Raw genomic sequence first — 20,002 nt, 5'->3', positions numbered from 1 at the left:
CTAACACAAGCACCTCATTTTCAAGCTGACCAAAAGATAACCGGGTTTACGGAAGATGGCATTGCTCCACGCCTTGAGACGGCGCCCTCAGGTATGAAACGCGCACAGGACCCGCAAATTTCTTCAGACCGATGATGATGACGACGGACATATGCGCCACATGATCTGAAGATCATCACGGCGTATGTTATTGAGCAGGGAAAAACATCTAGGGTCCCAACGCTGCAATTATCGCGCCAGCACCACATCCTCATGGATATTCACCCCCTCAACCACGGAGCGGACCAGATATTCGCCCACATCGCTGCGCGAGATCAAGCCGTTGCGCCAGTCCGAGGGCCTGGAAAGAACCTTGACCTGCCCTGTCCGCGCGCCCTTTGTAAGAATGACCGGGCGCGCGATCGTCCAATCAAGTGCGCTGTTGCGGATCAGATCTTCCTGTCGGGATTTATCGGCATAGACCCGACCCAACAGCACCCCGTGACCAAGCTTTTCCACGCTGCTCATTGCCGCACGGCTGCGACCGGCACCGAAACCCGTGACAGCGACAAGCCGTGTCACGCGGGCCTTGCCCATCACATCAAGAAGGGCTTTGGTGCTTTCGGAAAACAGGGTCTCATGATGCCACACCATGGCGGGTCGTTCCTTGATTCCCAGCGTGTAGATCACCGCGCGCGCGCCCTGCACCGCGCGCGCCAGATCATCGGGGTTTCGGGCGTCGCCGGTGACCGGCTCCAGCCCGTCGCGCGGTGCCATCTGGTCAGCACTGCGGGCAAACCCGCGCACCGGCAGGCCACGTCGCAACGCTTCATCGACCACCCGCGCGCCAATGCCGGATGTTGCGCCCAGAACGACAACTGGCGCGCCCTGTGCCGCATTTTCGTGCTTGCTATCCTGTGACATGGCGTTCCCTCGTATCTTTGCTTCCGGATGATGTGTCGTGCGCAGGACATAGCGCATGGCGTGCATATGTCGCGACTTTGACACAGGCCCGGCGCAAGCCGACACTCCCGGTCACGCCAGCGGTATGAACCGGGCCAGCACCCACCCGCTCAGGCCGATATGCATCAGCGTGATGATGACAGATGCGCCATGCAACCATTTGAACCGGGCTTTTGCCCCGGTATCCGTTGCCGTGTTGATGGCAGGCATCAGAATTTGACGTGCGGGGATTGTGGATGCGGCGATAAACACCAGTAGGGCAGCGCTGAACGGATCGCCCGGCCAGACCAGTCCCGCGGCGATTGCCGCCGCTACAATCACGAACAGATAGAAATGCGGAAAGGCGCGGCGGATGGTTGGTCCCGCCACATCGGCGGGCAAGGCCGTGAACAGGAAGGCTGCGAACCCGAAGGAGTAAAGCACCATTCCGCCAAACAGTAGCGCCGTCATCAGAAGTGCCAGTATTGTCATGCGGGCTCCGTCGCCTTGCGGGCCACGCCCATATACAGGATCGCTGTCAGTGGAAGCGGCCCGAATGTCAGATCCAGCCGCCGGTTCAGTCCACGCGGTCCCAGCCCGGTGAAGCGGCCCGGTTCCAGCCCCGCGGTTTGCATCGCGGCGCGCAATTCGGATGGTTTAATGAACATGGACGGATCATGCGTGCCTTTGGGAAGTAGCCGCAGAATATCTTCGGCAACCGTGATGGTGGCCAGACGGGCCAACAGGTTGCGGTTGATCGTATCGAACAGGAACAGCCCGCCGGGGCGCAAACAGCGCGTCACCCCTGCCAGCACGCGCGACAGGTCCTGGACATGCTCCAGCACGTCAACACAGACAACAGCATCGAAGCTTGCATCCGGATATGGCAAATTCTCGCCCACGCCGACATCATAGCGGATGCGCCGCCCTTGCTGCGCAGCATGCGCACGGGCGGCGGCGATGGCATCAGCGGCGGGATCAATACCTGTCACACAGGCGCCACGATCATCGAGCGCTTCGGCCATGAAGCCCCCGGCACAACCCAGATCGAGAACGTCACGCCCGGCCCAGTCGATCTGCCGATCCATCCATGTCAGCCGACCCGGCACAAGGTTTTTAAGCGTCCGCACCCAGCGGATTTCATCGGACCACCACTGATCGGCCACCTTGTCATAGATCGTCAGATCATTGCGCATCCGGGGTCCTTCGGGTCAGTCTTGGAACGGCATAGGGCACGGCGGCGCGATATCGCGCGAAGCGGTCGCCGTATCGGGCGGCAAAGCGGCGTTCCTTCAGGCGGGGCGCGAACAGGCAATAGGCTGTGTAGCTGGTGGCCAGCAACACCTGGTCCGGGGTCCAGACCGGCACGGTCCAGAGCGTCAGCGCGAAGGCCACATAGATCGGCTGCCGTATGACGCGAAACAGACCCCGCGTGGGCATATCAGGAAAGCGGGGCTTGATCCGCGCCATCAGCGACATCCAGCCCAGGGCGCCCGATTGCACTTCAGCCCCCGCATCGAAGCTTGCTTTCAGAAGCAAGAGCCATGACAGCGCATAAGCGGTGCAGAGGGCCCAGAACACCGCCCCCTCGGCCTGCCACCAGATGATGCCAGAGGGCGTCCAGAGCGTGAACAGCGCCAGCAACTGCACGGACGCGATCAGCGCATAGGTCGTGGTGGACAGCGTTGCACCATGTGGGCCGGGGACAAGCCGCGCCAACAGCTTCCCACCCTGCCTTGTCAAAAACAGTGAGTGCAGCAGCGGAAACTGCACGATAAGCATGGCATTGGCCAGCCACGCCCAAGGCTGCGGCACCCGGCCCAAGCTTTCGCTCATTCCGAAGAACATCGCCGCGATCATGGCCAGAACACCTGCGGCAAAGGCCAGATGCGTGATCGCGCCAAAAGCCAGCGCAAGTGCAATGCGCCTCAGCCCCGGCGCGGGGCGTAGTGCGGCCAGCATCAGGTTCAGAAATCCGGTGATGCGCGGGTCAGTCCACATCGGCATCGTCCAGAACATCACGGGCGATTGCGCGCCCGCTATGCCAGGCATCTTCGGCGCGGGGGCCGAGGCACCAGTCGCCACCGACATACAGCGTCCGGTCACGGCTGCGCAGAAATGGCTGCCCCAATGGCGTGCTGGCCTGCGCATAGCGCCAGCGATGGGCGCGTGCATAAAGCGCAAGCGCAGGGTCTACGTCCAGAACGCCCGCCAGCAATGGCAGCATGCGCGCGGCGATATCGTCAGGGCTGGCTTCAAGCTGTTCACGAGAGAACGCCGCGCTTGCCTGTGCAACCCAAGTCACGGCCGTCTGCGGGCGGCCCGGCTTCGTGCTGTCCTGCGCGATCCATGCCAGCGGATGTGACGGGTCCAACCGGTTGGTAAACGGACGCGGGCTATCTGGCGGGAAGGCGGCCATCAGGGTCAGGCAGGGCTCCATCACCACGCGTGCAAGGTGGGCGGCGAATGGGTGCGTGTCGCCAAGAAGGGCCGTGACTTGCGGCGCCGGGATGGTCAGGATTATGCGGCTGGCCTGTATGTCGCCAGTGCCTGTGCTCAGATGCCAGACCCCATCCCGCCATGCAACCGCCGCCACCTCTGTCTGCTGTGTGACCGTCAATCCATCAGCTTGCGCGCGCAGCACCCCGGACATGCCGGGCATGCCAACCTGCCTGCCGTGATCCGGTCCATCTGGCCAGGCGCGCGCGCCTGCCTGCGCCAGTATCTGCGCAAATGAGGGGTCGCGCGGTCGCAGATATTGCGCGCCATGATCAAAGGTCAGGCCACCTGCAGCCGTGGCCACAGAGCGCGTCGCCATGCGCCCCCCGATCCCGCGCCCCTTGTCCAGCACGCGCACAGCCGCGCCCGCACCCGCCAGAATGCGGGCACAAGTGGTCCCTGCCATACCGCTGCCGATGATGATGATCTCATCCATACATTGTTCGCCAACCCTTTGCCGCACCTTGAAGATATGCCGCAGTGCCGGATCGTCAATTGACTTAACAGGTTGGTGCATCATCTTGTCACACTGCCCTTGAACCCTGCGCCACATCATGAAAAAACAAGTTCTCGATATCGAAACAGTCAGCGAAATTGTCGAAATGGCCTTGAGCGACAAGGCAAGTTTCCACGATATTCTCACTCTGCATGGGCTAGGCGCGGATGAGGTGAAATCCCTGATGCGGCGCAGCTTGAAGCCGGGAAGTTACCGCGCCTGGCGGAGGCGGGTGCGTCAATTCTCTGACCGGCGCGAGGTATATAAATGACGACAGACCCGTTTGGCTGGGCCCGGTCGCTGGAGACATTGTTCGATCAGGTCTGGACCCGGCTTTCGCGCGGCGTGCATGATCGCCATGCCCCCGCCCGTCACCCGACGCTGGCCACAGTCTCAACCAGCGGGCGGCCACAGGCGCGCACAGTTGTATTGCGCGCGGCGGATAAAGGAAATGGAACAATCCTTGTCTATACTGACTTGCAGTCGCACAAGGTGGCAGAATTACGGACCTCACCCTTTGCAGCGCTGCATATCTGGGACAGCGGCGCGCATTTACAGATCCGTCTTGCCGCGTCCGCATCCATCCTGACGGGAACGGATGTGGCAGAACTCTGGCGAAAGATGCCGGATCACGCTCGCATGGCCTATGGCAGCACACCCTCACCCGGAATCCCCCTGTCAGATGCGCTTGGCTATACCAAAATCCCTGACCCGGAAGCGTTCGCAGTGCTACATTTGACCATCGACAGCATCGATGTCGTCCATCTTGGTCCGAACCATCGGCGTGCCGAATACTGCCGGGCGGGTGGTTGGGCTGGTCACTGGTTGGCCCCCTGACCGTCTGGTTCGGCCTGGTCCGCATTCAAGGCCCGCAATTTCTCCAGATCCTCGGATTTGAGGATCAGCTCGACCCCGACGGTGCCGCCGCCCACTGGACTTTTGCGCAACTTCGCCTCCAGCGCAGTGATCTGCTTATAGGCCGCGCAAACCCGCACGATCCGTGTCAACAGATATTCTTGGGTGACATAATGCCGGGCGCAGGCAATTCTCGAAATCTGCGCCAGCAACGGGTCGTAATCGAAGACCTGCGCCATCTCATCTGCCGCAACAAGGACATGCTCTGACGAAATGGTCAGGATAAGATCCAGCAGGTGCAGATCGGGCGCAACTGTCCCGGTCGGATAGTGCCCGATGGTGCAGGGCAAATGCAGGCCGCGCATCGCAATTCGGGCCTGTCCGGTCATGCCATATCACCCGCATCTGTTTCACCGCCATCCTTCACGAGTTGCTGGATCAGCAAGGTCTTGTAGCGGCGCTGGCGTCTGCGCGCCTTAGCTCCGGTCGCGCGCCAATCGGCGCGTTTGTCCTTGACGATCTCTTCAAGATCGGCGGCCTGCTCGATCAGCAGGGCATCTTTGGGATAGGTGCGTTTGGGCATGAAGGCGTTCCAGAATTCAAAATACAATCGACCCGACCAAAGATGTGCCCCGCTCGGCCCACGGCAAGTGCAGGCAAGCTGCCGGGTGCGCACCCGGCCCTTTGCGGGCTTTCAGTCAGTTTGGCGGCAGCCGTCCAAGCGGTCGCTTAGGCACATAGCAGCGACGGAACTCAACCAGCTGGTATGCGAACCGCAAAGCCGGATGCCACATGTGCGTGACGATCAGAAAATCAAGGCAAGAAAAATCGGTGATAGATTGTGACATCACCTTTCAAAGATAATTTTCGTTTGTCGCGTCGCGCACAACCCCATGTTCGCCGCATGTATCGGCCAAGATTCCATGAAAATGGTTGATAACCGCTGACCGGCTGGAATTAATCCGCTCAATCAGGCCGATCTGACGATAAATCTGCGGCTGACCAAAGGGACGGTAGATAAGATTTTCGGCATCTGGTTCGCGCAGCGCTATGTCCGGCACAATTGAAATGCCCATCCCTTCTGCCACGCAATTGATGATGGATGCGATCGAATCCATTTCCGCGATATCCTGCGTTGCGATCTGCAATCGGGCCAGTTCGGTGTCGATAAGTCCCGCCAACGGAACCGGGCTGTGAAAGCGCACAAAGGGCAGGGTTTTGAGCATTGTGACAGGGTCATCTGAAGCAAGATCCCTGGACGCTATGACCCACAAAGGTTCGCGCAGGAAGGGACTCCAGCGTATCAGTTGCGGGATACTCATGTTTTCTGCGACAACAGCGGCATCCAGTCGCCCGGCCGCAACTTCAGCGATCAAGCTGGAGGAATTGCCAACACGAAGATTAATCTTGAGTTGCGGATATTTCGTGCGCATTTTCATGATCGCGCGCGGCAGAACCCCCAGCGCACTGGTGCGCACCGACCCAAGCAAAAGCGTGCCGTTCACCTGATTGCCTGACAAATCGGTGCGCGTCTCAGCGACCATACGCAGAATATTCGTCGCCATTTCGACCACTTGCAGGCCCTGTGGCGTCAGCGATGGGGGGCGGCTGCTGCGTTCGAACAGCGTTGCGCCCAGTTCCTGCTCCAGGGCTTGAATTTGCTGGCTGACCGCCGATGGGGTGATATGCACAGCTTCAGCCGCTTTGGCGAAACCGCCGTGCTGGACGATGGCCAATAGGGTGCGAAGCTGTCTCGTGTCCATATTAATCCAGTTTTTCTAAACTTAATATGCTAAAATTGGCGTTTTTGTAAAGCATTATTCTCCGATATGATAGGTCGCAGGAGAATGCCACCCCCTTGGGAGAGGGGTCCGGCCCAATCACTTATGAGACTCAGAAACGGCAGGGCACCAAGCTCTCTGCGCCAAGGAACATTATGTCGAAATCCATCCTCGTTACTGGACCGAACCTACACCCGGACGCTGTCAGGTTGGCAGCGACATCAGGATATGCGCTTCACTACGCCCCGCCCTATGCCAGCCCCGCCCAACTGGTGGGGGCGCTGGCCGATAGCGGCGCGACCGCGATCATCGCGCGGATGGGTCGGATTGATGCGGTCGTGATGGATGCCGCACCCGGACTGCGGGTTATTTCCAAACATGGTGCCGGGGTGGACAATATCGACCTGGACGCCGCCGCCGCTCGCGGTATTCCGGTTCTGGCCGCGACTGGTGCGAATGCCACTTCGGTGGCCGAACACGCGATTGCGCTTATCCTTGGCGTTGTTAAGCGACTGGGCCCCCTTGACGCTGGAATGCGGGCCGGTCGTTGGGAAAAACCGGGCTATTCAGGGCGGGAGCTGGCCGGTTTGCGGATGGGCCTGCTGGGGATGGGGGCCATCGCGCAGGCCACGGCGCGGATGGCATGTGGGCTTGGTCTGAAGCTGCACGCCTTCGACCCTTTCGCACCCGATGACACGTTTGAACGTATAGGTATTGACCGCTGCAACACCTTGGCAGACCTGTTGCGCAACTCGGATATACTTAGCCTTCATTGCCCGCTGAACGACGCCACACGCGCGGTTGTAAATGCCGTGAACATCGCGCAGATGCCCGCGCAGTCCTATGTGATCAATACCGCGCGCGGCGGGTTGATTGACGAAGATGCCCTGCTGGATGCGATCAGGTCAGGCCACCTTGCGGGGGCGGGATTGGATACATTCGCGGTGGAACCCCCGCCCGCGAACCATCCTTTCCTGTCCGATCCGCGCATTCTGGTCACACCCCATATCGGTGGTGTCACCGATCAGGCCAATGCGCGTGTAGGTCAAGAAGCCTTGCGCGGGATAATCGACATGCTTGAAGGGCGCGATATCCCTGAGCACCGTATCATGAACCGGCACTTGCTGGCCGAACTGGCCCCGGCGACAGGAGAATAATATGTCCATCGGTTTTCGTATTCTCAACCGTGAACGCGCGGTTTCCACTGATCTGATTGCCCGTTTCGCCGCATTACCTGTGGCGAATGTCAGCGATGCGATGCACCGCATGACAGGGGCAGGACCGCGCCTGATGCGGATGCATCGCAGCGGTGGAATGGCCGGACCGGCCATCACGGTCAAGGCACGACCGGGCGACAACCTGATGCTGCACAAGGCCATCGACATGGCTATTCCCGGCGATGTGATCGTCGTTGACGGGGGGGGCGATCTGACCAATTCACTAATGGGCGAACTGATGCTGGCCCATGCCATCAACCGCGGCGTTGCTGGCTTTGTGATAAACGGCGCAATCCGCGATGCAGATGCGATTGCCGAAGCGAACCTGCCGCTTTGGGCTGCGGGAATTACACATCGCGGTCCCTACAAGGACGGCCCCGGCGAAATCAACGTGCCCATTGCCTTGGATGGCATGGTCATTGAGCCCGGCGACCTAATCATCGGTGATGGTGACGGGGTTCTGGCCGTGCCCTTTGCGGTTGCTTCCGAAGTTCTGGAAAAAACCGAGGCCAAACAGATGGCTGAGGGCAAACTTATGGCGCAAATCACCGCGCAAACAAACGACCGCAGCTGGATAGATGAAACATTGCGCCGCCTTGGCTGCACAATTCCAGCGGCATGAGGAAGACACTATTGATTACCATAGGAGGAGAGAGACTATGAAAACCAAACTTTTCGCACTGGCAGGCGCAGCATGCATCGCCTTGGGGGGCAGTGCTTTTGCACAATCCTATCCTGCCGGCAACATTGATTACATTGTGCCTTACCCGCCAGGGGGTGGCACCGATGTGCTTGCCCGGCAGCTGAATGACCAGATTGCGCGCTCTACGGGCTGGAATTTTGTCATTCTGAACCAGCCCGGCGCTGGCGGGACAATCGGGATGGACCAGTTGTCGCGTGCCGATGGTGACGGGCAGACCATTGGTATGGGGCAGACATCGAACCTGGCCGTCAATCCGGCACTGAACCCAGAGGTGCAATACGATCCGCTAGCGGACTTCACCCCCATCGCCCTGATCAACGCCCAGCCCATGGGAATCATCACCCATAACGACAGCCCGTTTGCGGATTTTGCGGCGGTGCTGGAGGCTGTGCGCGCAGAACCCGGTTCTGTCCTTTATGGCACGCCCGGCACAGGAACCGTGTCCCACATGTCGATTGAACGCCTGATGGCGCAGGACGATCTGGTGTTTGAACATGTGCCCTATACAGGTATTGCGCAGGCGATTTCTGATGTGATGGGCGGCGTGGTCGATATCTATGTGGGCTCGCTGCCCAGCGTCATGCAGCATGTGGAATCGGGCAATGTTCGCCTGCTGGCCGTAACTTCGGCGCAACCGCACCCGCTGGTGCCTGATGTGCCGACGGTTGCCTCGCTTGGGTTTGACGGGTATCTGGCCGAAGACTGGAAGGCCGTCGTGGGTCCGGCCGGTATGCCCGAAGAGGCCGTCGCGGAATTGAACCGTGCGGTTAACGAAGCGCTGGCAGAACCCGAATTGCGTGCAGCGCTTGAGGCGCAGGGCAGTGTTGTCCTGGGCGGTACTGCAGAAGAGTTCCGCGCCTTTCTGGCTGATGAAGTCGCCACTTGGGCCAATGTTGTCGATGCGGCGGGCCTGCGCTAGAGCGGGATGCCAGAATGCGGGCCGTGGCTGTCATGCTGCGGCCCGCAAGACGTTTCCAATCGGGAGGGGGAGAGATGATTCAGAACGCGCGCGCCGACATGGTTGCAGGTCTGCTGATTTGCGCAGTTGGCATTGTTATCGTCATATACGCCCATGGAAACTATCCGATGGGAACCCTGCGCCGTATGGGGCCGGGCATGTTCCCTGCCGGATTGGGCGCGGTCCTGTCTTTGCTTGGGCTGGTGCTTGCGATGAACAGCTGGCGCAGCCTGCGGGCGAATGCGGGGCATGACTGGCCGCCCGTGCAGTTTGAATTGCGCACAGCCGGCCTGACAGTGGCCGGCGTGGTGGCTTTTGCCATATTGTTGCGCCCCATGGGGTTGATCCCCGCCGTAATAGCGGCGGTGTGCATTTCCGCACTGTCGGACGCACGAAACAAGCCGCTTGGTATCGCGGTGCTGGCGCTTGTTCTGGTCGTGCTTGCGACGGTGATATTCAAATTTGGCCTTGGCCTGTCCTTCTCCCTGATCGCGTGGAACTGGTCATGACGTTTTTTGACAACATCTTGCTGGGCCTGGAAACTGCGCTGTCGTTGAACAACCTGATGTGGTGTTTCGTCGGTGTGTTCATGGGGACACTTCTGGGTGTTATTCCCGGAATTGGCGTTCTGGCCGCAATCTCGATGTTGTTTCCGCTGACCTTCCAGCTTGAACCGACGGCGGCCCTCATCATGCTCGCGGGCATTTGGTATGGCACCACCTATGGCGGCAGCACCGCGTCAATTCTTCTGAACGTTCCGGGAACCCCGTCAAGCGCCATCACCGCGCTGGATGGATACCCGATGGCACAGCAGGGCCGCGCGGGCGTTGCGCTGCTGATGACAACTGTTGCGTCGTTCTTCGGCGGGTCTGTCGGAATTATCCTGCTGATGGGGTTTTCCGGCACAATCAGCCAGATGGCGTTGCAGTTTTCCTCAACCGAGTATTTCGCGCTTATGCTGCTGGGCCTGATTGCGGCATCAGGCATGTCGAACGGGGCGATGATCAAAGGGTTGATCATGGTGTGTCTGGGGGTTCTGTTCGGTTTGGTGGGGTCCGATATATATTCCGGCGCGCGGCGCTTTACCTTCGGACTTGTCGAACTTGCAGATGGTATTGCGCTGGTGGCGCTTGCGCTTGGGCTTTTCGGAATATCCGAAGTGATCGCAAGTGTCGGCAAGATCAGCGCAAAAGGGGTAGACCCGGACGCAGTGCGCTTCAAGGCAATGAAACCCACGCGCGATGACATGCGCCGGTCATGGTTTCCAATGCTGCGCGGCTCTGCCGTTGGGTCATTTTTCGGAACCTTGCCGGGGACGGGGCCTTCGATTGCCGCGTTTATGTCATATGCCTTGGAACAGAGGGTAGCCAAGGAACCTGAACGCTTTGGCAAGGGTGCGATTGAAGGGATCATGGGGCCGGAATCGGCCAACAATGCCGCTGACCAGACTGCATTCATACCCACGCTTGCGCTTGGCATTCCCGGATCGGCCACAATGGCGTTGATGCTGGGGGCCCTGATGATCCACGGTATCGCACCCGGTCCGCAACTGATGACAGAACAACCCGCGTTGTTCTGGGGCTTGATCATGAGTTTCTGGATTGGAAACCTGCTTCTTCTGGTTCTGAACATCCCGCTGATCGGACTTTGGGTTCGCCTGCTGACGGTCCCCTATCAATGGCTGTTTCCTGCTGTCCTGATGTTTGTTTGCATCGGCACCTACAGCGTGAATAACAGCAGCTTCGATGTGCTTCTGGTCGCATTCTTCGGCATTTTGGGCTATGCGTTGCGCTACCTGTCCTTTCCTGCCGCGCCAATGATATTGGGCTTCGTCCTTGGCCCCTTGATGGAGGAGCATTTCCGCCGGGCCATGCTTCTGGGCCGGGGGGATCCGATGACATTCCTTCAGCGCCCGATAAGCGCGAGCGTTTTGTTCATTACATTCTGTCTGCTGATCTGGGGCGTGTATTCAGCGATGCGCAAACCTAGCACACGACCTTAGCCGAGCAAGGAACCGGCAGCTGCTCTTCCGCCCCTTGCGAAGTGACGACAGGATCAACGCACCCGGCCCTTTGCCGTCGGCCAGATAATCACGCCATGTTTACCGAAGCGGCCACTTATGCATGACGCAGTGACCGAACGCAAATGTCCTTATAACTGCCATTTTGTTTTGCCTTGCAGTGCAGGATAACCATCAGTGAGCAGGCGACTTGCGGTAGGCACTCCGTGGCGCGTGATACCCAGCACCGCTCAATAAACCTTCAATCACAAGACATTGTTATATCTTAAGTGATTTCAGTCCGAATCAATCGGGATGCCGAAATCTCTTAGAAAACGCTCTACTGCGCGAGCGATTAACTCCGCATCGGGATCTGCAGTGGGCATTTGGTATACATACTTGCGGATTCCAACATAAACTATCCCACCGTGCAGATTCCACACATCCTCGAAATCGGGCACCCGCAGGGACGTGGCCTCTGCCTTGATCTGGGCAAGGGTGGGTTCCAGAATCAGCGTACTGAGATGGTCCAGGTAGCGACGATTGAGTTCGGCACCGGCCAGTCCCGAAAACATGAAGATGCGCATCCATTCATAGGTAAAGATCGCCTGCGCATATTCAGTGTAGAACTGCACAAGTCGATCACGCAGCGGCCGAGTGGAATCGTTAATCAATTCAGGCCAGTGCGGGGCAATACGGTCCAGATATACACGGTTATATACCGCTTCGATCAGCTCTGCCTTGGTTGCGAAATACTTGAAGATCAGCGACTGGGTCACGCCCATTTGCTTGGATAGGTCACGCGTATTCCCGTCAAGTCCATGCTCTGCGAAATATGCAACAGCAGAGTCGAGAATCTGTTTGTGGCGCTCTTCTGGCGAAAGGCGCTGGCGGCGTGACGTGGCTGTATCCATGCGTATTTCCGAACTGCCTTTATCGAGGAAGTAACAACAAGAAAATTTCTCTTCGCATGAATTTCTCCCCTTGCCAAACCTGTCTTCTTTATAGATCATTTGCTCAATAAGATGCAATGTCGAAGCGCAGCACCCTTGGAGGAGGGGCGCGCGGAGGCCGAAATACCTGGGAGGGAACATGAAAGCGTCAGTCGCTGGATATGCGCGTGCGCAGTCACTGGGCCATGCCTTCGACCTGCTGCAAAGCGTGCAGGGAGATGCTGTGGTCATTGCCGGGGGGCAGTCCCTTGTGGCATCCCTGAACCTGCGCCTGTCCGAGGAAGCGCTGCTTGTCGATATCAGCCATCTGCCCGAATTACGCGGGATTGGCTTGCATGATGGGCGCTTGCGCCTTGGCGCATTGACCCGCCACGCAGAACTGGCAGAAGCAGCGCTGGTTGCAGAACATGCACCGCTGCTGGCGCATGCAGCCCCTCTCATTGCGCATGCGGCGATCCGTTCGCGTGGGACGCTGGGCGGATCCTTGGCGAATGCGGACCCGGCGGCGGAACTGCCAGCCTGCATGATTGCCCTTGGCGCCGAAATTCTTGTGCGCAGTGCCAAGCGCGAGCGCCGCATAGCGGCCGATGCGTTCTTTGAAGGGCTGTTCACCACCGCCCTTGAAGAAGGTGAGATCATCATCGCGGTCGATATTCCGCTGAAAGCCGCAGGTGATCGGCATGTGATCCGAGAGCTTACAAGACGCTCTGGCGATTACGCAATTGTAGGCCTTGCAGGGGTGAAATCTGCCGATGGCGTTCGGCTTGCCTATTTCGGAGTGTCCGACAGGCCCGTTCAGGCTACGGCTGCAATGGCCATACTGAATTCAGGCGGGTCGCCAGAGGATGCTGTTAGCGCCTTGCGCGATGATCTTGCCCCGGAAAGCGACCCTCATGCCAGCGCTGAATACAGGCGACACCTTGCAGCAGTCCTGTTGCGCAGGGTGCTGGCGGAAATGACCAACTCTTGAAGCAGATGGAGTATAGATTATGACCCAAGCAGCGTTTGAAAAGTTGGTCGATATATCCCTGACCGTAAACGGGGAGCGTATTGACGCGCGCGTTCCCGCCGGTCGGCATGTGGTAGATTTCCTGCGCCTTGATCTGGGGCTTACTGGCGCTCATGCCGGGTGTGAACATGGCGTCTGTGGTGCCTGTACATTGCAGATCAATGGTGAAATAGCGCGCGGCTGCCTTGTCCTTGCCGCGCAGATGGACGGGGCTGAAATCTGGACTATCGAAGGCGTTACCGATAGCAAGGAAATCGCCGATCTTCAGGATAACTTTGTAGAACGAAACGCCCTGCAATGCGGATTTTGCACGCCGGGCATGATCTTTGCGGCGCGCGATATCCTGACCCGTCATGCGGGTATTCCCAGCCGCGCCGATATCCGGGAGCATATCTCGGGGAATTACTGCCGCTGTACGGGATACGAGGCCATAGTCGATGCCATCGAGACCACAGCGCGCGTGCGAAATTCCGAACAAGAGGCCGCAGAATGAGTATTCGTTTTGACAATCCCGACCGCCCCAACAGCTATATTGGCCGCACTGTTCCGCGCCCCAATGCACGGCGGCTGGTCGAAGGACGCGGCCGTTATGTGGACGATGTTGTTCTGCCGCGCATGTTGCATGCCGTGTTCGTGCGCAGCCCCTATGCCCATGCTCGCATCCAGTCGATAAACACCGAGGCCGCGCGCGCGGCGCCCGGTGTGCGCGGGGTGTTTACTGGCGCGGATCTGGCCGAGCATTGCACACCGTGGGTTGCCGTTCTGGCGCATTTGAAAGGGCTTAAGTCTGCCCCCCAACACCCGATCGCAGTCGATCGCGCGACGTGGAGTGGCGAAGCCGTGGCCGCAGTGGTGGCCGATACCCGCGCACAGGCAGAAGAAGCCGCCGCACTGATCGAGGTGGAATACGAGCCGCTGCAACCGGTCACTGACATGCGCACTGCTCTCGACCCGGAAACCCCTGTCTTGCATCCTGATCTGGGTGATAACCTTACTTTCCAGCGCGAGCATTTGTCAGGCGATCCGGCGGAGGTCATGCGCACGGCCCCTGTCATAGTCGAAAGCCGCTTCAAGACAGGCCGCCACACCGGTGTATGCGTTGAACCGCGCTCCATTCTGGCTGATTACAACCGCTCCGAGAAGCAGCTGACTGTCTATCATTCAACGCAAGCGCCACATATGATGCAAGTTGTCTTTGCAGAGCATCTGGGCCTGCCCGAGGGGGCGGTGCGGGTCATTTGTGGTGATGTCGGGGGGTCATTCGGCATCAAGGTACATGTCTATCCTGATGAAGTTGCGACGGCCACGATCTCGAAGATACTTGGACGTCCTGTCAAATTCATCGCCGACAGGCTGGAATCCTTCGCAACAGACATTCATGCACGCGATCATGAAATTGATGCGCGCATGGCGCTGGATGAAGATGGTCGCATTCTTGCGCTCGACATTGAAGATCTGACAGGAATAGGTCCATATTCGGTCTATCCGCGGACTTCGGCAATCGAGGGCAATCAGGTCGTAAACCTTTGCGGTGGCCCCTATGACTTTGCCAACTATCGCGCCAGAACAACGGTCGTGCTGCAAAACAAATCCCCGACATGCCAGTATCGTGCGGTGGGCCACCCCATTGCAGCTGCGGTCACCGAGGGTATGGTCGATCTGGCGGCAGAAAAGCTTGGCCTTGACCCGATCGAGATCCGGCGCCGCAATCTGATTGCAGATGATGCCTATCCCTACACCTCTCCGGCCAATATGCGCTTTGAGGGTTTGTCGCACCACAAAAGTCTGAACAAGCTTGTCGAGATGATGGATTATCCGGCCCTGCGGGCCGAACAGGCGGCTTTGCGTGAAAAAGGTGTCTATCGAGGCATTGGCATTGCCAGTTTCATCGAACTGACCAATCCCAGCCCTTTCATGTATGGAATTGGTGGTGCCCGGATTTCTGCACAGGATGGATGCACAGTGCGCATGGACCCCGATGGTTCGGTTGTGGCCATGTCTGGTGTGACCGAGCAGGGTCAGGGCACTGAAGCGATGCTTGCGCAGATCACCGCAGAAGCGGTTGGTGTGCCTGTTCAGCGCGTTCGTGTCATCACAGGAGATACCCAGACAACCCCCTATGGCGGGGGGACCTGGGCATCGCGCGGCGCTGGAATCGGGGGCGAGGCCGCTCTTCAGGCCGGGCGTTCGCTGCGTGAAAATATTCTGACTGTGGCGGGTGCTATGCTGCAATGCACCCCTGAAACGCTTGATATTGTGGATGGTAGCATCGTTGATCTGGGAACCGATACAGAGCGGATGCCGTTGTCGGAACTGGGTCGCGTTGTGTATTTCAGGGGCGACACTTTGCCCAAAGACTTGCCGCGCGAACTGGTCGTGACCCGCCACTATATCACCAGCGAGTATCCGTTTGCCTTCACCAATGGCATTCAGGCCAGCTATGTCGAGGTTGATCCTGAAACAGGCTTCGTGAAATTGCTGAAGCACTGGTGCGTCGAGGATTGTGGCCGGGTCATCAACCCCCAGCTTGTGGATGAACAGATCCGCGGTGGCATTGTCCAGGGCATTGGCGGGGCACTTTATGAAGAAAGCCTCTATGACGAGGAAGGCCAGTTGCTGAATGCCAACATGGCTGACTATCTGGTGCCGATGGCGTCCGAGATGCCAGACATGATCATCGGGCATGTTGAAACCCCGACGCGCGAATCCGAACTTGGTGCCAAAGGCGCGGGCGAGGCAGGAACTGCGGGCGCACCTGCGGCTGTCATGAATGCGATCAATGATGCAATCCGCCCCTTGGGCGGGCGCGTCACCTCAATGCCCATGACGCCAGAGCGCATCCTGCGCTCCATCCACCACCTGCCAGAGTGATGCGTGCATTTCGGCAGGACTGAATGACTTCACCGCTGTCTATAGGGAGGAACAGCATGACTATTAGACTTGGCTTTACAACATCGGCCTTCGCCTTGGCATTTGCCTTTGCCCCCCCCGTTGCCGCACAACAGACGATTACGATCAATATCGGCTCCAGCCATCCAGAGAGCAATATCTGGGCCTATGCGATGAAGAACGCATTTCAGCCGACTGTTGACCGGTTGCTGGAAGAAGCCGGTGGCGAATTTCGCGTTAACTGGGTCGAGTCCTACGGCGGCACGCTTTACCGCTTTACCGAAACGCGCACTGCGGTTCGTGACGGTATTGTGGATATCGGGATGGTTGGAACAGTCTGGGAAGGCTCTGCAATGCCACTCCAGAATGTGACCTATTTTACCCCTTTCGCAACAGGTGATCATGAATTGCTGATCGACATCTTTGACCAGTTGACAGAGGAGCTGCCAGAGTTGCGCGATAGCTGGGCAGAGCAGAATATGCTGCATTTGTCGTCACTGATCACCGACAGCTATGACATCTATTCAAACTTTCCGATCAATAGCCTTGCCGATATCAACAACCGTCGGATCAATGCGCCCGGCACATCGGCCAATTGGCTGCAAGGGACAGGGACCACGCCATTGGATGGCGCGCTGACAACATATTACACCGATATCCAGACCGGTGTATCCGAAGGCGCGCTCAGCTTTGCTACCGGCATTCAGCCCACCCGCGTTTATGAGGTTGCACCTCATCTGACGCAGGTCGGCATCGGCGCAATGTATTTTGGCGGCATTGCGGCCAATCTCGACAGTTTCGGTTCCTGGCCCGAAGCCGTGCAGGACGCTGTGCGTGAAGCAGGACGCGCGACGTCACGGGCGCATGGTGATTATGTGTCCGAACGTGCCGAGGTCGCCATGTCGGAGATGGAGGAGGCCGGACTGCAAGTGTCCGAATTGCCAGAGGCCGATAAACAGGCCTGGGTTGACGGATTGCCCAATATTATCGAGCCTTGGCTGGAAGATGGCGGCGATGCGGCTGTAACTGTGTTGAAAGCGTATTTCGACGCTCTGCGCGAACGTGGGGTCCAGCCGTTGCGGGATTGGGATCAGGGGCTCTGATCCCGATTTGATTGATACGAAGTTGCACGGCGCAGGCTTTGTGCCTGTGCCGTGCAATGCAGCCCCCTACCATCCGCAAGGAAGGAATTTCTGGTGAACGCGACGACGCAGCAAGTTAAACATCGTGGCGCGGTAGGCAAAACCCTTCATTGGGTCGCCGCCGCTTTGTCCATGATCGGAACCATCTGGATCGCGCTTTTGATGTTCGTGATTGTCGCCGACGTCCTGGGGCGAAATTTCTTCAATTCCCCAATCACGGGTGTGGCCGAAGTCGCGGCCCGGTCTGTTGTGGCGATTGCCTTCTTACAAGTTTCAGCAGCGGTCTTGAATGGCCGCATGACCAGATCTGACATGTTGTTGCGGGTGTTTTCACATTTCTCGCCACGCATGTCGGCGATGCTTGAGCTACTGTTTGCATTGGTCGGGGCGATGGTCTGTCTTGCGGTGGCTTATGCCGTCTGGCCTGATACGGTTCGCGCCTACAATACCAATGAATACTTCGGCGTTCGGGGCGTATTTACGGTTCCAACGCTGCCGTTTCGCGCGATTATCATCATCGGCGCAGTGTTTGCAGCTTTGTCCTATCTGTCAGTCGCCATTGAACATTTACGCCAGATCGGAAGGCCGCAGTCATGACAAGTCTGACGATAGGTATGCTGTTGATCCTTGGCCTTGTCGTGGTGGTGCTTCTTGGGATGCATATCGCCGTGGCACTGCTCGCTACCGGGTTCATTGGAATCTGGATATTGCGCGACAATATCGATCTTGCGTTCCGTTTGTTGGGTATGGCCAGCTATAACGGGATTGCTGATTATCTGTTTGCGACGATCCCGCTATTCGTTCTTATGGGGATACTTGTCAGCATATCCAATGTTGGGCGCGATACATTTGAAGTGGCCGAAGCGTTGCTGCGCAAGCTGCTTGGCGGCCTTGGGGTTGCGACTGTTGCCGCCAATGCCGTTTTTGCGGCTGTCACAGGCGTTTCCATTGCATCGGCCGCCGTTTTCACGCGCGTTGCTGTGCCTGAAATGGGGCGTCACGGATATCGTTTGCCATTTGCGGCAGGCATTGTAGCGGGCAGTTCGGTGCTGGGTATGCTGATTCCACCGTCATTGCTACTGATCATCTACGGCGTGCTGGCAGAGGTGTCTATCGGGGCGATGTTTCTGGCCGGAATCATTCCCGGCCTGCTGCTAAGTTTCGGCTTTGTGGCGCTGATCATGTTGCTTGCGCGGTTTCGCCCCAGCTTTGTCTATACAGATGTCGAGGCAGCGCGCGTGCGGCAATCTGAAGCCCGCGATGAAAAAACCCTTTCATGGGGCGAGATCTTGAAAAAGCTGGTGCCAATCATGGCGCTGGTTACGCTTATCCTGGGGGGGCTTTACTCTGGCTTTTTCACCCCAACAGAGGCAGGGGGAGTGGGTGCTTTTGGTGCGCTGCTGATCGCACTGATGCGGCGGCAACTGGACCGCCCGCGCATGTGGCAGGTCCTGTATCAGACAGGTCTGGTTTCTGTGGCAATTCTGGTGCTGCTGATCGCGGCGGGCTATTACAGCCGTATGCTGTCCATCGCGGGCATTCCGAATGCGATTGCCCTGCTGGTGCAGGATTCCGGCCTGGGTCCCTATGGGTTCTTGCTGATCTATGTTGTGATTGTGCTGTTGATGGGCATGATCCTGGATTCAACATCGATCTTGCTGATCATGGTCCCCATCTCGGCCCCAATTGCGCTGGGGCTTGGTTTCGATCTGATCCATTTCGGGGTCATCACGGTAATCGCAGTCGAGATCGGATTGTTGACCCCGCCCTTCGGAATATCAGTGTTCACTGTTCATACGGCACTTGCCGACCCGAAAACCAAGGTTGAGCAGGTCTTCATGGGAACGTTGCCCTTTGTTCTGGTCATGGCTTTGTCGCTTCTTCTGATCGCGGCGTTCCCAATCCTGTCGACGGCGCTGATCTGACCAGCCAAGAACGCAATCTGGAGATATCATGGAACTAACCGACGAAGTCACTATCCCTGCCCGAAGCGCACAGGTTTATGCGGCGCTGAATGATACAGATGTCTTGCGCAAGTGTATTCCCGGCTGTCAAGAAATCACGCGCCATTCAGCCACAGAACTGGAGGCGAAAGTTGTGTTGAAGATAGGCCCGGTCAAGGCACGGTTCACGGGGGCCGTTGTTCTGGAACCTGTCGATCCACCCCGTGAATTTCACCTGACAGGCAGCGGCACCGGCGGGGCAGCAGGGTTTGCCAAAGGCGGCGCGCAAATTATCCTTGAGGAAGACGGCGACCAAACCCTGTTACGTTATACAGCCCGTGCTGATGTTGGCGGCAAGCTGGCACAATTAGGTAGCAGATTGATCATGGGCACAACACGCAAATTGGCGGCGCAGTTCTTCGGCAATCTTGCAGCAGAATTGACCGACATTGACGCAGGGACACCAAAAGCTGATGCATAGAGGCCGTCAAAACGTTACCCAGCATTCACAAAGCTTGACTGAACACGGGTGCTGGAGGGGTAATCCCCCCCGAAATTAAGGGGCTGCAAAAGTAGAATTTTCTCGGCAAGATGAACGAGGAGAATTCGAATGAAGACAAGCAGATACACAGAAGCG

Annotated in this window: 23 protein-coding genes; 14 read left to right on the top strand and 9 right to left on the bottom strand. The window is 58.1% G+C overall.

Translation table 11 applies throughout. The annotated features are described in order from the left end of the window. Positions 1–228 precede the first annotated feature (228 nt). From ACTZWY_RS12720 to ACTZWY_RS12700, 5 genes are all read right to left on the bottom strand, one after another. Complete coding sequence (locus tag ACTZWY_RS12720) at positions 229–903, bottom strand: NAD(P)-dependent oxidoreductase (protein ID WP_444791090.1); 675 nt, start codon at positions 901–903, stop codon at positions 229–231. Between the two features lie 111 nt (positions 904–1,014). After that, positions 1,015–1,413 (bottom strand): DUF4149 domain-containing protein, encoded by a 399-nt coding sequence (locus ACTZWY_RS12715; protein WP_444791089.1) that lies wholly within the window; start codon positions 1,411–1,413, stop codon positions 1,015–1,017. Then, positions 1,410–2,117: a bifunctional 2-polyprenyl-6-hydroxyphenol methylase/3-demethylubiquinol 3-O-methyltransferase UbiG gene (gene ubiG, locus ACTZWY_RS12710; protein ID WP_444791088.1), complete on the bottom strand. Its 708-nt coding sequence runs from the start codon at positions 2,115–2,117 to the stop codon at positions 1,410–1,412. The genes ACTZWY_RS12715 and ubiG overlap by 4 nt, the downstream gene beginning before the upstream one ends. Then, positions 2,107–2,922, bottom strand: coding sequence for a methyltransferase family protein (locus tag ACTZWY_RS12705; protein ID WP_444791087.1), 816 nt, complete (start codon positions 2,920–2,922; stop codon positions 2,107–2,109). The genes ubiG and ACTZWY_RS12705 overlap by 11 nt, the downstream gene beginning before the upstream one ends. Next, a complete protein-coding gene (locus tag ACTZWY_RS12700; protein WP_444791086.1) occupies positions 2,912–3,856 on the bottom strand; it encodes an NAD(P)/FAD-dependent oxidoreductase in 945 nt (314 codons plus the stop codon). Before ACTZWY_RS12700 ends, ACTZWY_RS12705 begins: the two co-directional genes overlap by 11 nt. Before the next feature lie 118 nt (positions 3,857–3,974). Between ACTZWY_RS12700 and ACTZWY_RS12695 the strand changes: the two genes are divergently transcribed. After that, complete coding sequence (locus ACTZWY_RS12695) at positions 3,975–4,187, top strand: DUF2805 domain-containing protein (protein WP_444791085.1); 213 nt, start codon at positions 3,975–3,977, stop codon at positions 4,185–4,187. Continuing rightward, on the top strand, positions 4,184–4,753 hold the full coding sequence (locus tag ACTZWY_RS12690) for a pyridoxamine 5'-phosphate oxidase family protein (RefSeq protein WP_444791084.1): 570 nt from the start codon (positions 4,184–4,186) through the stop codon (positions 4,751–4,753). The genes ACTZWY_RS12695 and ACTZWY_RS12690 overlap by 4 nt, the downstream gene beginning before the upstream one ends. On the opposite strand, the gene ACTZWY_RS12685 is transcribed toward ACTZWY_RS12690, so the two are convergent. From ACTZWY_RS12685 to ACTZWY_RS12675, 3 genes are all read right to left on the bottom strand, one after another. Beyond that, positions 4,735–5,160, bottom strand: coding sequence for a dihydroneopterin aldolase (locus tag ACTZWY_RS12685; protein WP_444791083.1), 426 nt, complete (start codon positions 5,158–5,160; stop codon positions 4,735–4,737). The two genes, ACTZWY_RS12690 and ACTZWY_RS12685, sit on opposite strands and share 19 nt — an antisense overlap. After that, positions 5,157–5,354, bottom strand: a complete 198-nt coding sequence (locus ACTZWY_RS12680) for a hypothetical protein (RefSeq protein ID WP_444791082.1) — start codon at positions 5,352–5,354, stop codon at positions 5,157–5,159. Before ACTZWY_RS12680 ends, ACTZWY_RS12685 begins: the two co-directional genes overlap by 4 nt. Positions 5,355–5,625: 271 nt before the next feature. Beyond that, a complete protein-coding gene (locus ACTZWY_RS12675) occupies positions 5,626–6,534 on the bottom strand; it encodes a LysR family transcriptional regulator (protein WP_444791081.1) in 909 nt (302 codons plus the stop codon). A gap of 173 nt (positions 6,535–6,707) precedes the next feature. On the opposite strand from ACTZWY_RS12675, the gene ACTZWY_RS12670 reads away from it, so the two are divergent. The 5 genes from ACTZWY_RS12670 to ACTZWY_RS12650 all read left to right on the top strand — a co-directional run bounded on the left by ACTZWY_RS12670 (position 6,708) and on the right by ACTZWY_RS12650 (position 11,432). Then, complete coding sequence (locus tag ACTZWY_RS12670) at positions 6,708–7,709, top strand: hydroxyacid dehydrogenase (RefSeq protein ID WP_444791080.1); 1,002 nt, start codon at positions 6,708–6,710, stop codon at positions 7,707–7,709. A gap of 1 nt (position 7,710) precedes the next feature. Further along, positions 7,711–8,391, top strand: a complete 681-nt coding sequence (locus ACTZWY_RS12665; RefSeq protein WP_444791079.1) for an RraA family protein — start codon at positions 7,711–7,713, stop codon at positions 8,389–8,391. A gap of 37 nt (positions 8,392–8,428) precedes the next feature. After that, positions 8,429–9,391: a Bug family tripartite tricarboxylate transporter substrate binding protein gene (locus tag ACTZWY_RS12660; protein WP_444791078.1), complete on the top strand. Its 963-nt coding sequence runs from the start codon at positions 8,429–8,431 to the stop codon at positions 9,389–9,391. A 74-nt stretch (positions 9,392–9,465) separates the two neighbouring features. Continuing rightward, on the top strand, positions 9,466–9,939 hold the full coding sequence (locus ACTZWY_RS12655) for a tripartite tricarboxylate transporter TctB family protein (RefSeq protein WP_444791077.1): 474 nt from the start codon (positions 9,466–9,468) through the stop codon (positions 9,937–9,939). Next, a complete protein-coding gene (locus ACTZWY_RS12650; protein WP_444791076.1) occupies positions 9,936–11,432 on the top strand; it encodes a tripartite tricarboxylate transporter permease in 1,497 nt (498 codons plus the stop codon). Before ACTZWY_RS12655 ends, ACTZWY_RS12650 begins: the two co-directional genes overlap by 4 nt. Positions 11,433–11,725: 293 nt before the next feature. Here ACTZWY_RS12650 and ACTZWY_RS12645 read toward each other — a convergent pair whose 3' ends face one another. Further along, entirely contained in the window at positions 11,726–12,343 is a 618-nt protein-coding gene (locus ACTZWY_RS12645; RefSeq protein WP_444791075.1) for a TetR/AcrR family transcriptional regulator, read from the bottom strand. 178 nt (positions 12,344–12,521) lie between these two features. Here ACTZWY_RS12645 and ACTZWY_RS12640 point away from each other — a divergent pair, with 178 nt between their 5' ends. The 7 genes from ACTZWY_RS12640 to ACTZWY_RS12610 all read left to right on the top strand — a co-directional run bounded on the left by ACTZWY_RS12640 (position 12,522) and on the right by ACTZWY_RS12610 (position 19,846). Continuing rightward, positions 12,522–13,352, top strand: coding sequence for an FAD binding domain-containing protein (locus ACTZWY_RS12640; protein WP_444791074.1), 831 nt, complete (start codon positions 12,522–12,524; stop codon positions 13,350–13,352). A gap of 19 nt (positions 13,353–13,371) precedes the next feature. Next, positions 13,372–13,884 carry a (2Fe-2S)-binding protein gene (locus ACTZWY_RS12635; RefSeq protein WP_444791073.1) on the top strand — a complete coding sequence of 171 codons (513 nt, stop codon included), beginning with the start codon at positions 13,372–13,374 and terminating at the stop codon, positions 13,882–13,884. Beyond that, positions 13,881–16,262, top strand: coding sequence for a xanthine dehydrogenase family protein molybdopterin-binding subunit (locus ACTZWY_RS12630; RefSeq protein ID WP_444791072.1), 2,382 nt, complete (start codon positions 13,881–13,883; stop codon positions 16,260–16,262). The genes ACTZWY_RS12635 and ACTZWY_RS12630 overlap by 4 nt, the downstream gene beginning before the upstream one ends. 56 nt (positions 16,263–16,318) lie before the next feature. Continuing rightward, positions 16,319–17,383, top strand: a complete 1,065-nt coding sequence (locus ACTZWY_RS12625; protein WP_444791071.1) for a C4-dicarboxylate TRAP transporter substrate-binding protein — start codon at positions 16,319–16,321, stop codon at positions 17,381–17,383. A gap of 93 nt (positions 17,384–17,476) precedes the next feature. Then, positions 17,477–18,019: a TRAP transporter small permease subunit gene (locus tag ACTZWY_RS12620; protein WP_444791070.1), complete on the top strand. Its 543-nt coding sequence runs from the start codon at positions 17,477–17,479 to the stop codon at positions 18,017–18,019. Then, on the top strand, positions 18,016–19,347 hold the full coding sequence (locus ACTZWY_RS12615; RefSeq protein ID WP_444791069.1) for a TRAP transporter large permease: 1,332 nt from the start codon (positions 18,016–18,018) through the stop codon (positions 19,345–19,347). Before ACTZWY_RS12620 ends, ACTZWY_RS12615 begins: the two co-directional genes overlap by 4 nt. A gap of 28 nt (positions 19,348–19,375) precedes the next feature. Then, the gene (locus ACTZWY_RS12610) at positions 19,376–19,846 is read left to right on the top strand and encodes a CoxG family protein (RefSeq protein WP_444791068.1); all 471 of its coding nucleotides are present in this window, start codon (positions 19,376–19,378) and stop codon (positions 19,844–19,846) included. The last annotated feature ends 156 nt before the right edge of the window (positions 19,847–20,002 follow it).

Origin of the sequence: Roseinatronobacter sp. NSM (assembly GCF_052379845.1) — a bacterium.
Classification (GTDB): Bacteria; Pseudomonadota; Alphaproteobacteria; order Rhodobacterales; family Rhodobacteraceae; genus Roseinatronobacter.
The sequence above is the reverse complement of the archived record's forward strand: the minus strand, read 5'-3'. Positions and strand labels throughout refer to the sequence as shown.

What these genes read in the sequence shown, in the direction of transcription:
- ACTZWY_RS12625 (WP_444791071.1), top strand. Translation starts at nt 16,319, where the DNA reads ATGACTATTAGACTTGGCTTTACAACATCGGCCTTCGCCTTGGCATTT.
- ACTZWY_RS12635 (WP_444791073.1), top strand. Translation starts at nt 13,372, where the DNA reads ATGACCCAAGCAGCGTTTGAAAAGTTGGTCGATATATCCCTGACCGTA.
- ACTZWY_RS12705 (WP_444791087.1), bottom strand. Translation starts at nt 2,922, where the DNA reads ATGTGGACTGACCCGCGCATCACCGGATTTCTGAACCTGATGCTGGCC.
- ACTZWY_RS12690 (WP_444791084.1), top strand. Translation starts at nt 4,184, where the DNA reads ATGACGACAGACCCGTTTGGCTGGGCCCGGTCGCTGGAGACATTGTTC.
- ACTZWY_RS12685 (WP_444791083.1), bottom strand. Translation starts at nt 5,160, where the DNA reads ATGACCGGACAGGCCCGAATTGCGATGCGCGGCCTGCATTTGCCCTGC.
- ACTZWY_RS12675 (WP_444791081.1), bottom strand. Translation starts at nt 6,534, where the DNA reads ATGGACACGAGACAGCTTCGCACCCTATTGGCCATCGTCCAGCACGGC.
- ACTZWY_RS12655 (WP_444791077.1), top strand. Translation starts at nt 9,466, where the DNA reads ATGATTCAGAACGCGCGCGCCGACATGGTTGCAGGTCTGCTGATTTGC.
- ACTZWY_RS12700 (WP_444791086.1), bottom strand. Translation starts at nt 3,856, where the DNA reads ATGGATGAGATCATCATCATCGGCAGCGGTATGGCAGGGACCACTTGT.
- ACTZWY_RS12695 (WP_444791085.1), top strand. Translation starts at nt 3,975, where the DNA reads ATGAAAAAACAAGTTCTCGATATCGAAACAGTCAGCGAAATTGTCGAA.
- ACTZWY_RS12670 (WP_444791080.1), top strand. Translation starts at nt 6,708, where the DNA reads ATGTCGAAATCCATCCTCGTTACTGGACCGAACCTACACCCGGACGCT.
- ACTZWY_RS12680 (WP_444791082.1), bottom strand. Translation starts at nt 5,354, where the DNA reads ATGCCCAAACGCACCTATCCCAAAGATGCCCTGCTGATCGAGCAGGCC.
- ACTZWY_RS12615 (WP_444791069.1), top strand. Translation starts at nt 18,016, where the DNA reads ATGACAAGTCTGACGATAGGTATGCTGTTGATCCTTGGCCTTGTCGTG.
- ubiG (WP_444791088.1), bottom strand. Translation starts at nt 2,117, where the DNA reads ATGCGCAATGATCTGACGATCTATGACAAGGTGGCCGATCAGTGGTGG.
- ACTZWY_RS12665 (WP_444791079.1), top strand. Translation starts at nt 7,711, where the DNA reads ATGTCCATCGGTTTTCGTATTCTCAACCGTGAACGCGCGGTTTCCACT.
- ACTZWY_RS12720 (WP_444791090.1), bottom strand. Translation starts at nt 903, where the DNA reads ATGTCACAGGATAGCAAGCACGAAAATGCGGCACAGGGCGCGCCAGTT.
- ACTZWY_RS12640 (WP_444791074.1), top strand. Translation starts at nt 12,522, where the DNA reads ATGAAAGCGTCAGTCGCTGGATATGCGCGTGCGCAGTCACTGGGCCAT.
- ACTZWY_RS12715 (WP_444791089.1), bottom strand. Translation starts at nt 1,413, where the DNA reads ATGACAATACTGGCACTTCTGATGACGGCGCTACTGTTTGGCGGAATG.
- ACTZWY_RS12660 (WP_444791078.1), top strand. Translation starts at nt 8,429, where the DNA reads ATGAAAACCAAACTTTTCGCACTGGCAGGCGCAGCATGCATCGCCTTG.
- ACTZWY_RS12630 (WP_444791072.1), top strand. Translation starts at nt 13,881, where the DNA reads ATGAGTATTCGTTTTGACAATCCCGACCGCCCCAACAGCTATATTGGC.
- ACTZWY_RS12610 (WP_444791068.1), top strand. Translation starts at nt 19,376, where the DNA reads ATGGAACTAACCGACGAAGTCACTATCCCTGCCCGAAGCGCACAGGTT.
- ACTZWY_RS12645 (WP_444791075.1), bottom strand. Translation starts at nt 12,343, where the DNA reads ATGGATACAGCCACGTCACGCCGCCAGCGCCTTTCGCCAGAAGAGCGC.
- ACTZWY_RS12650 (WP_444791076.1), top strand. Translation starts at nt 9,936, where the DNA reads ATGACGTTTTTTGACAACATCTTGCTGGGCCTGGAAACTGCGCTGTCG.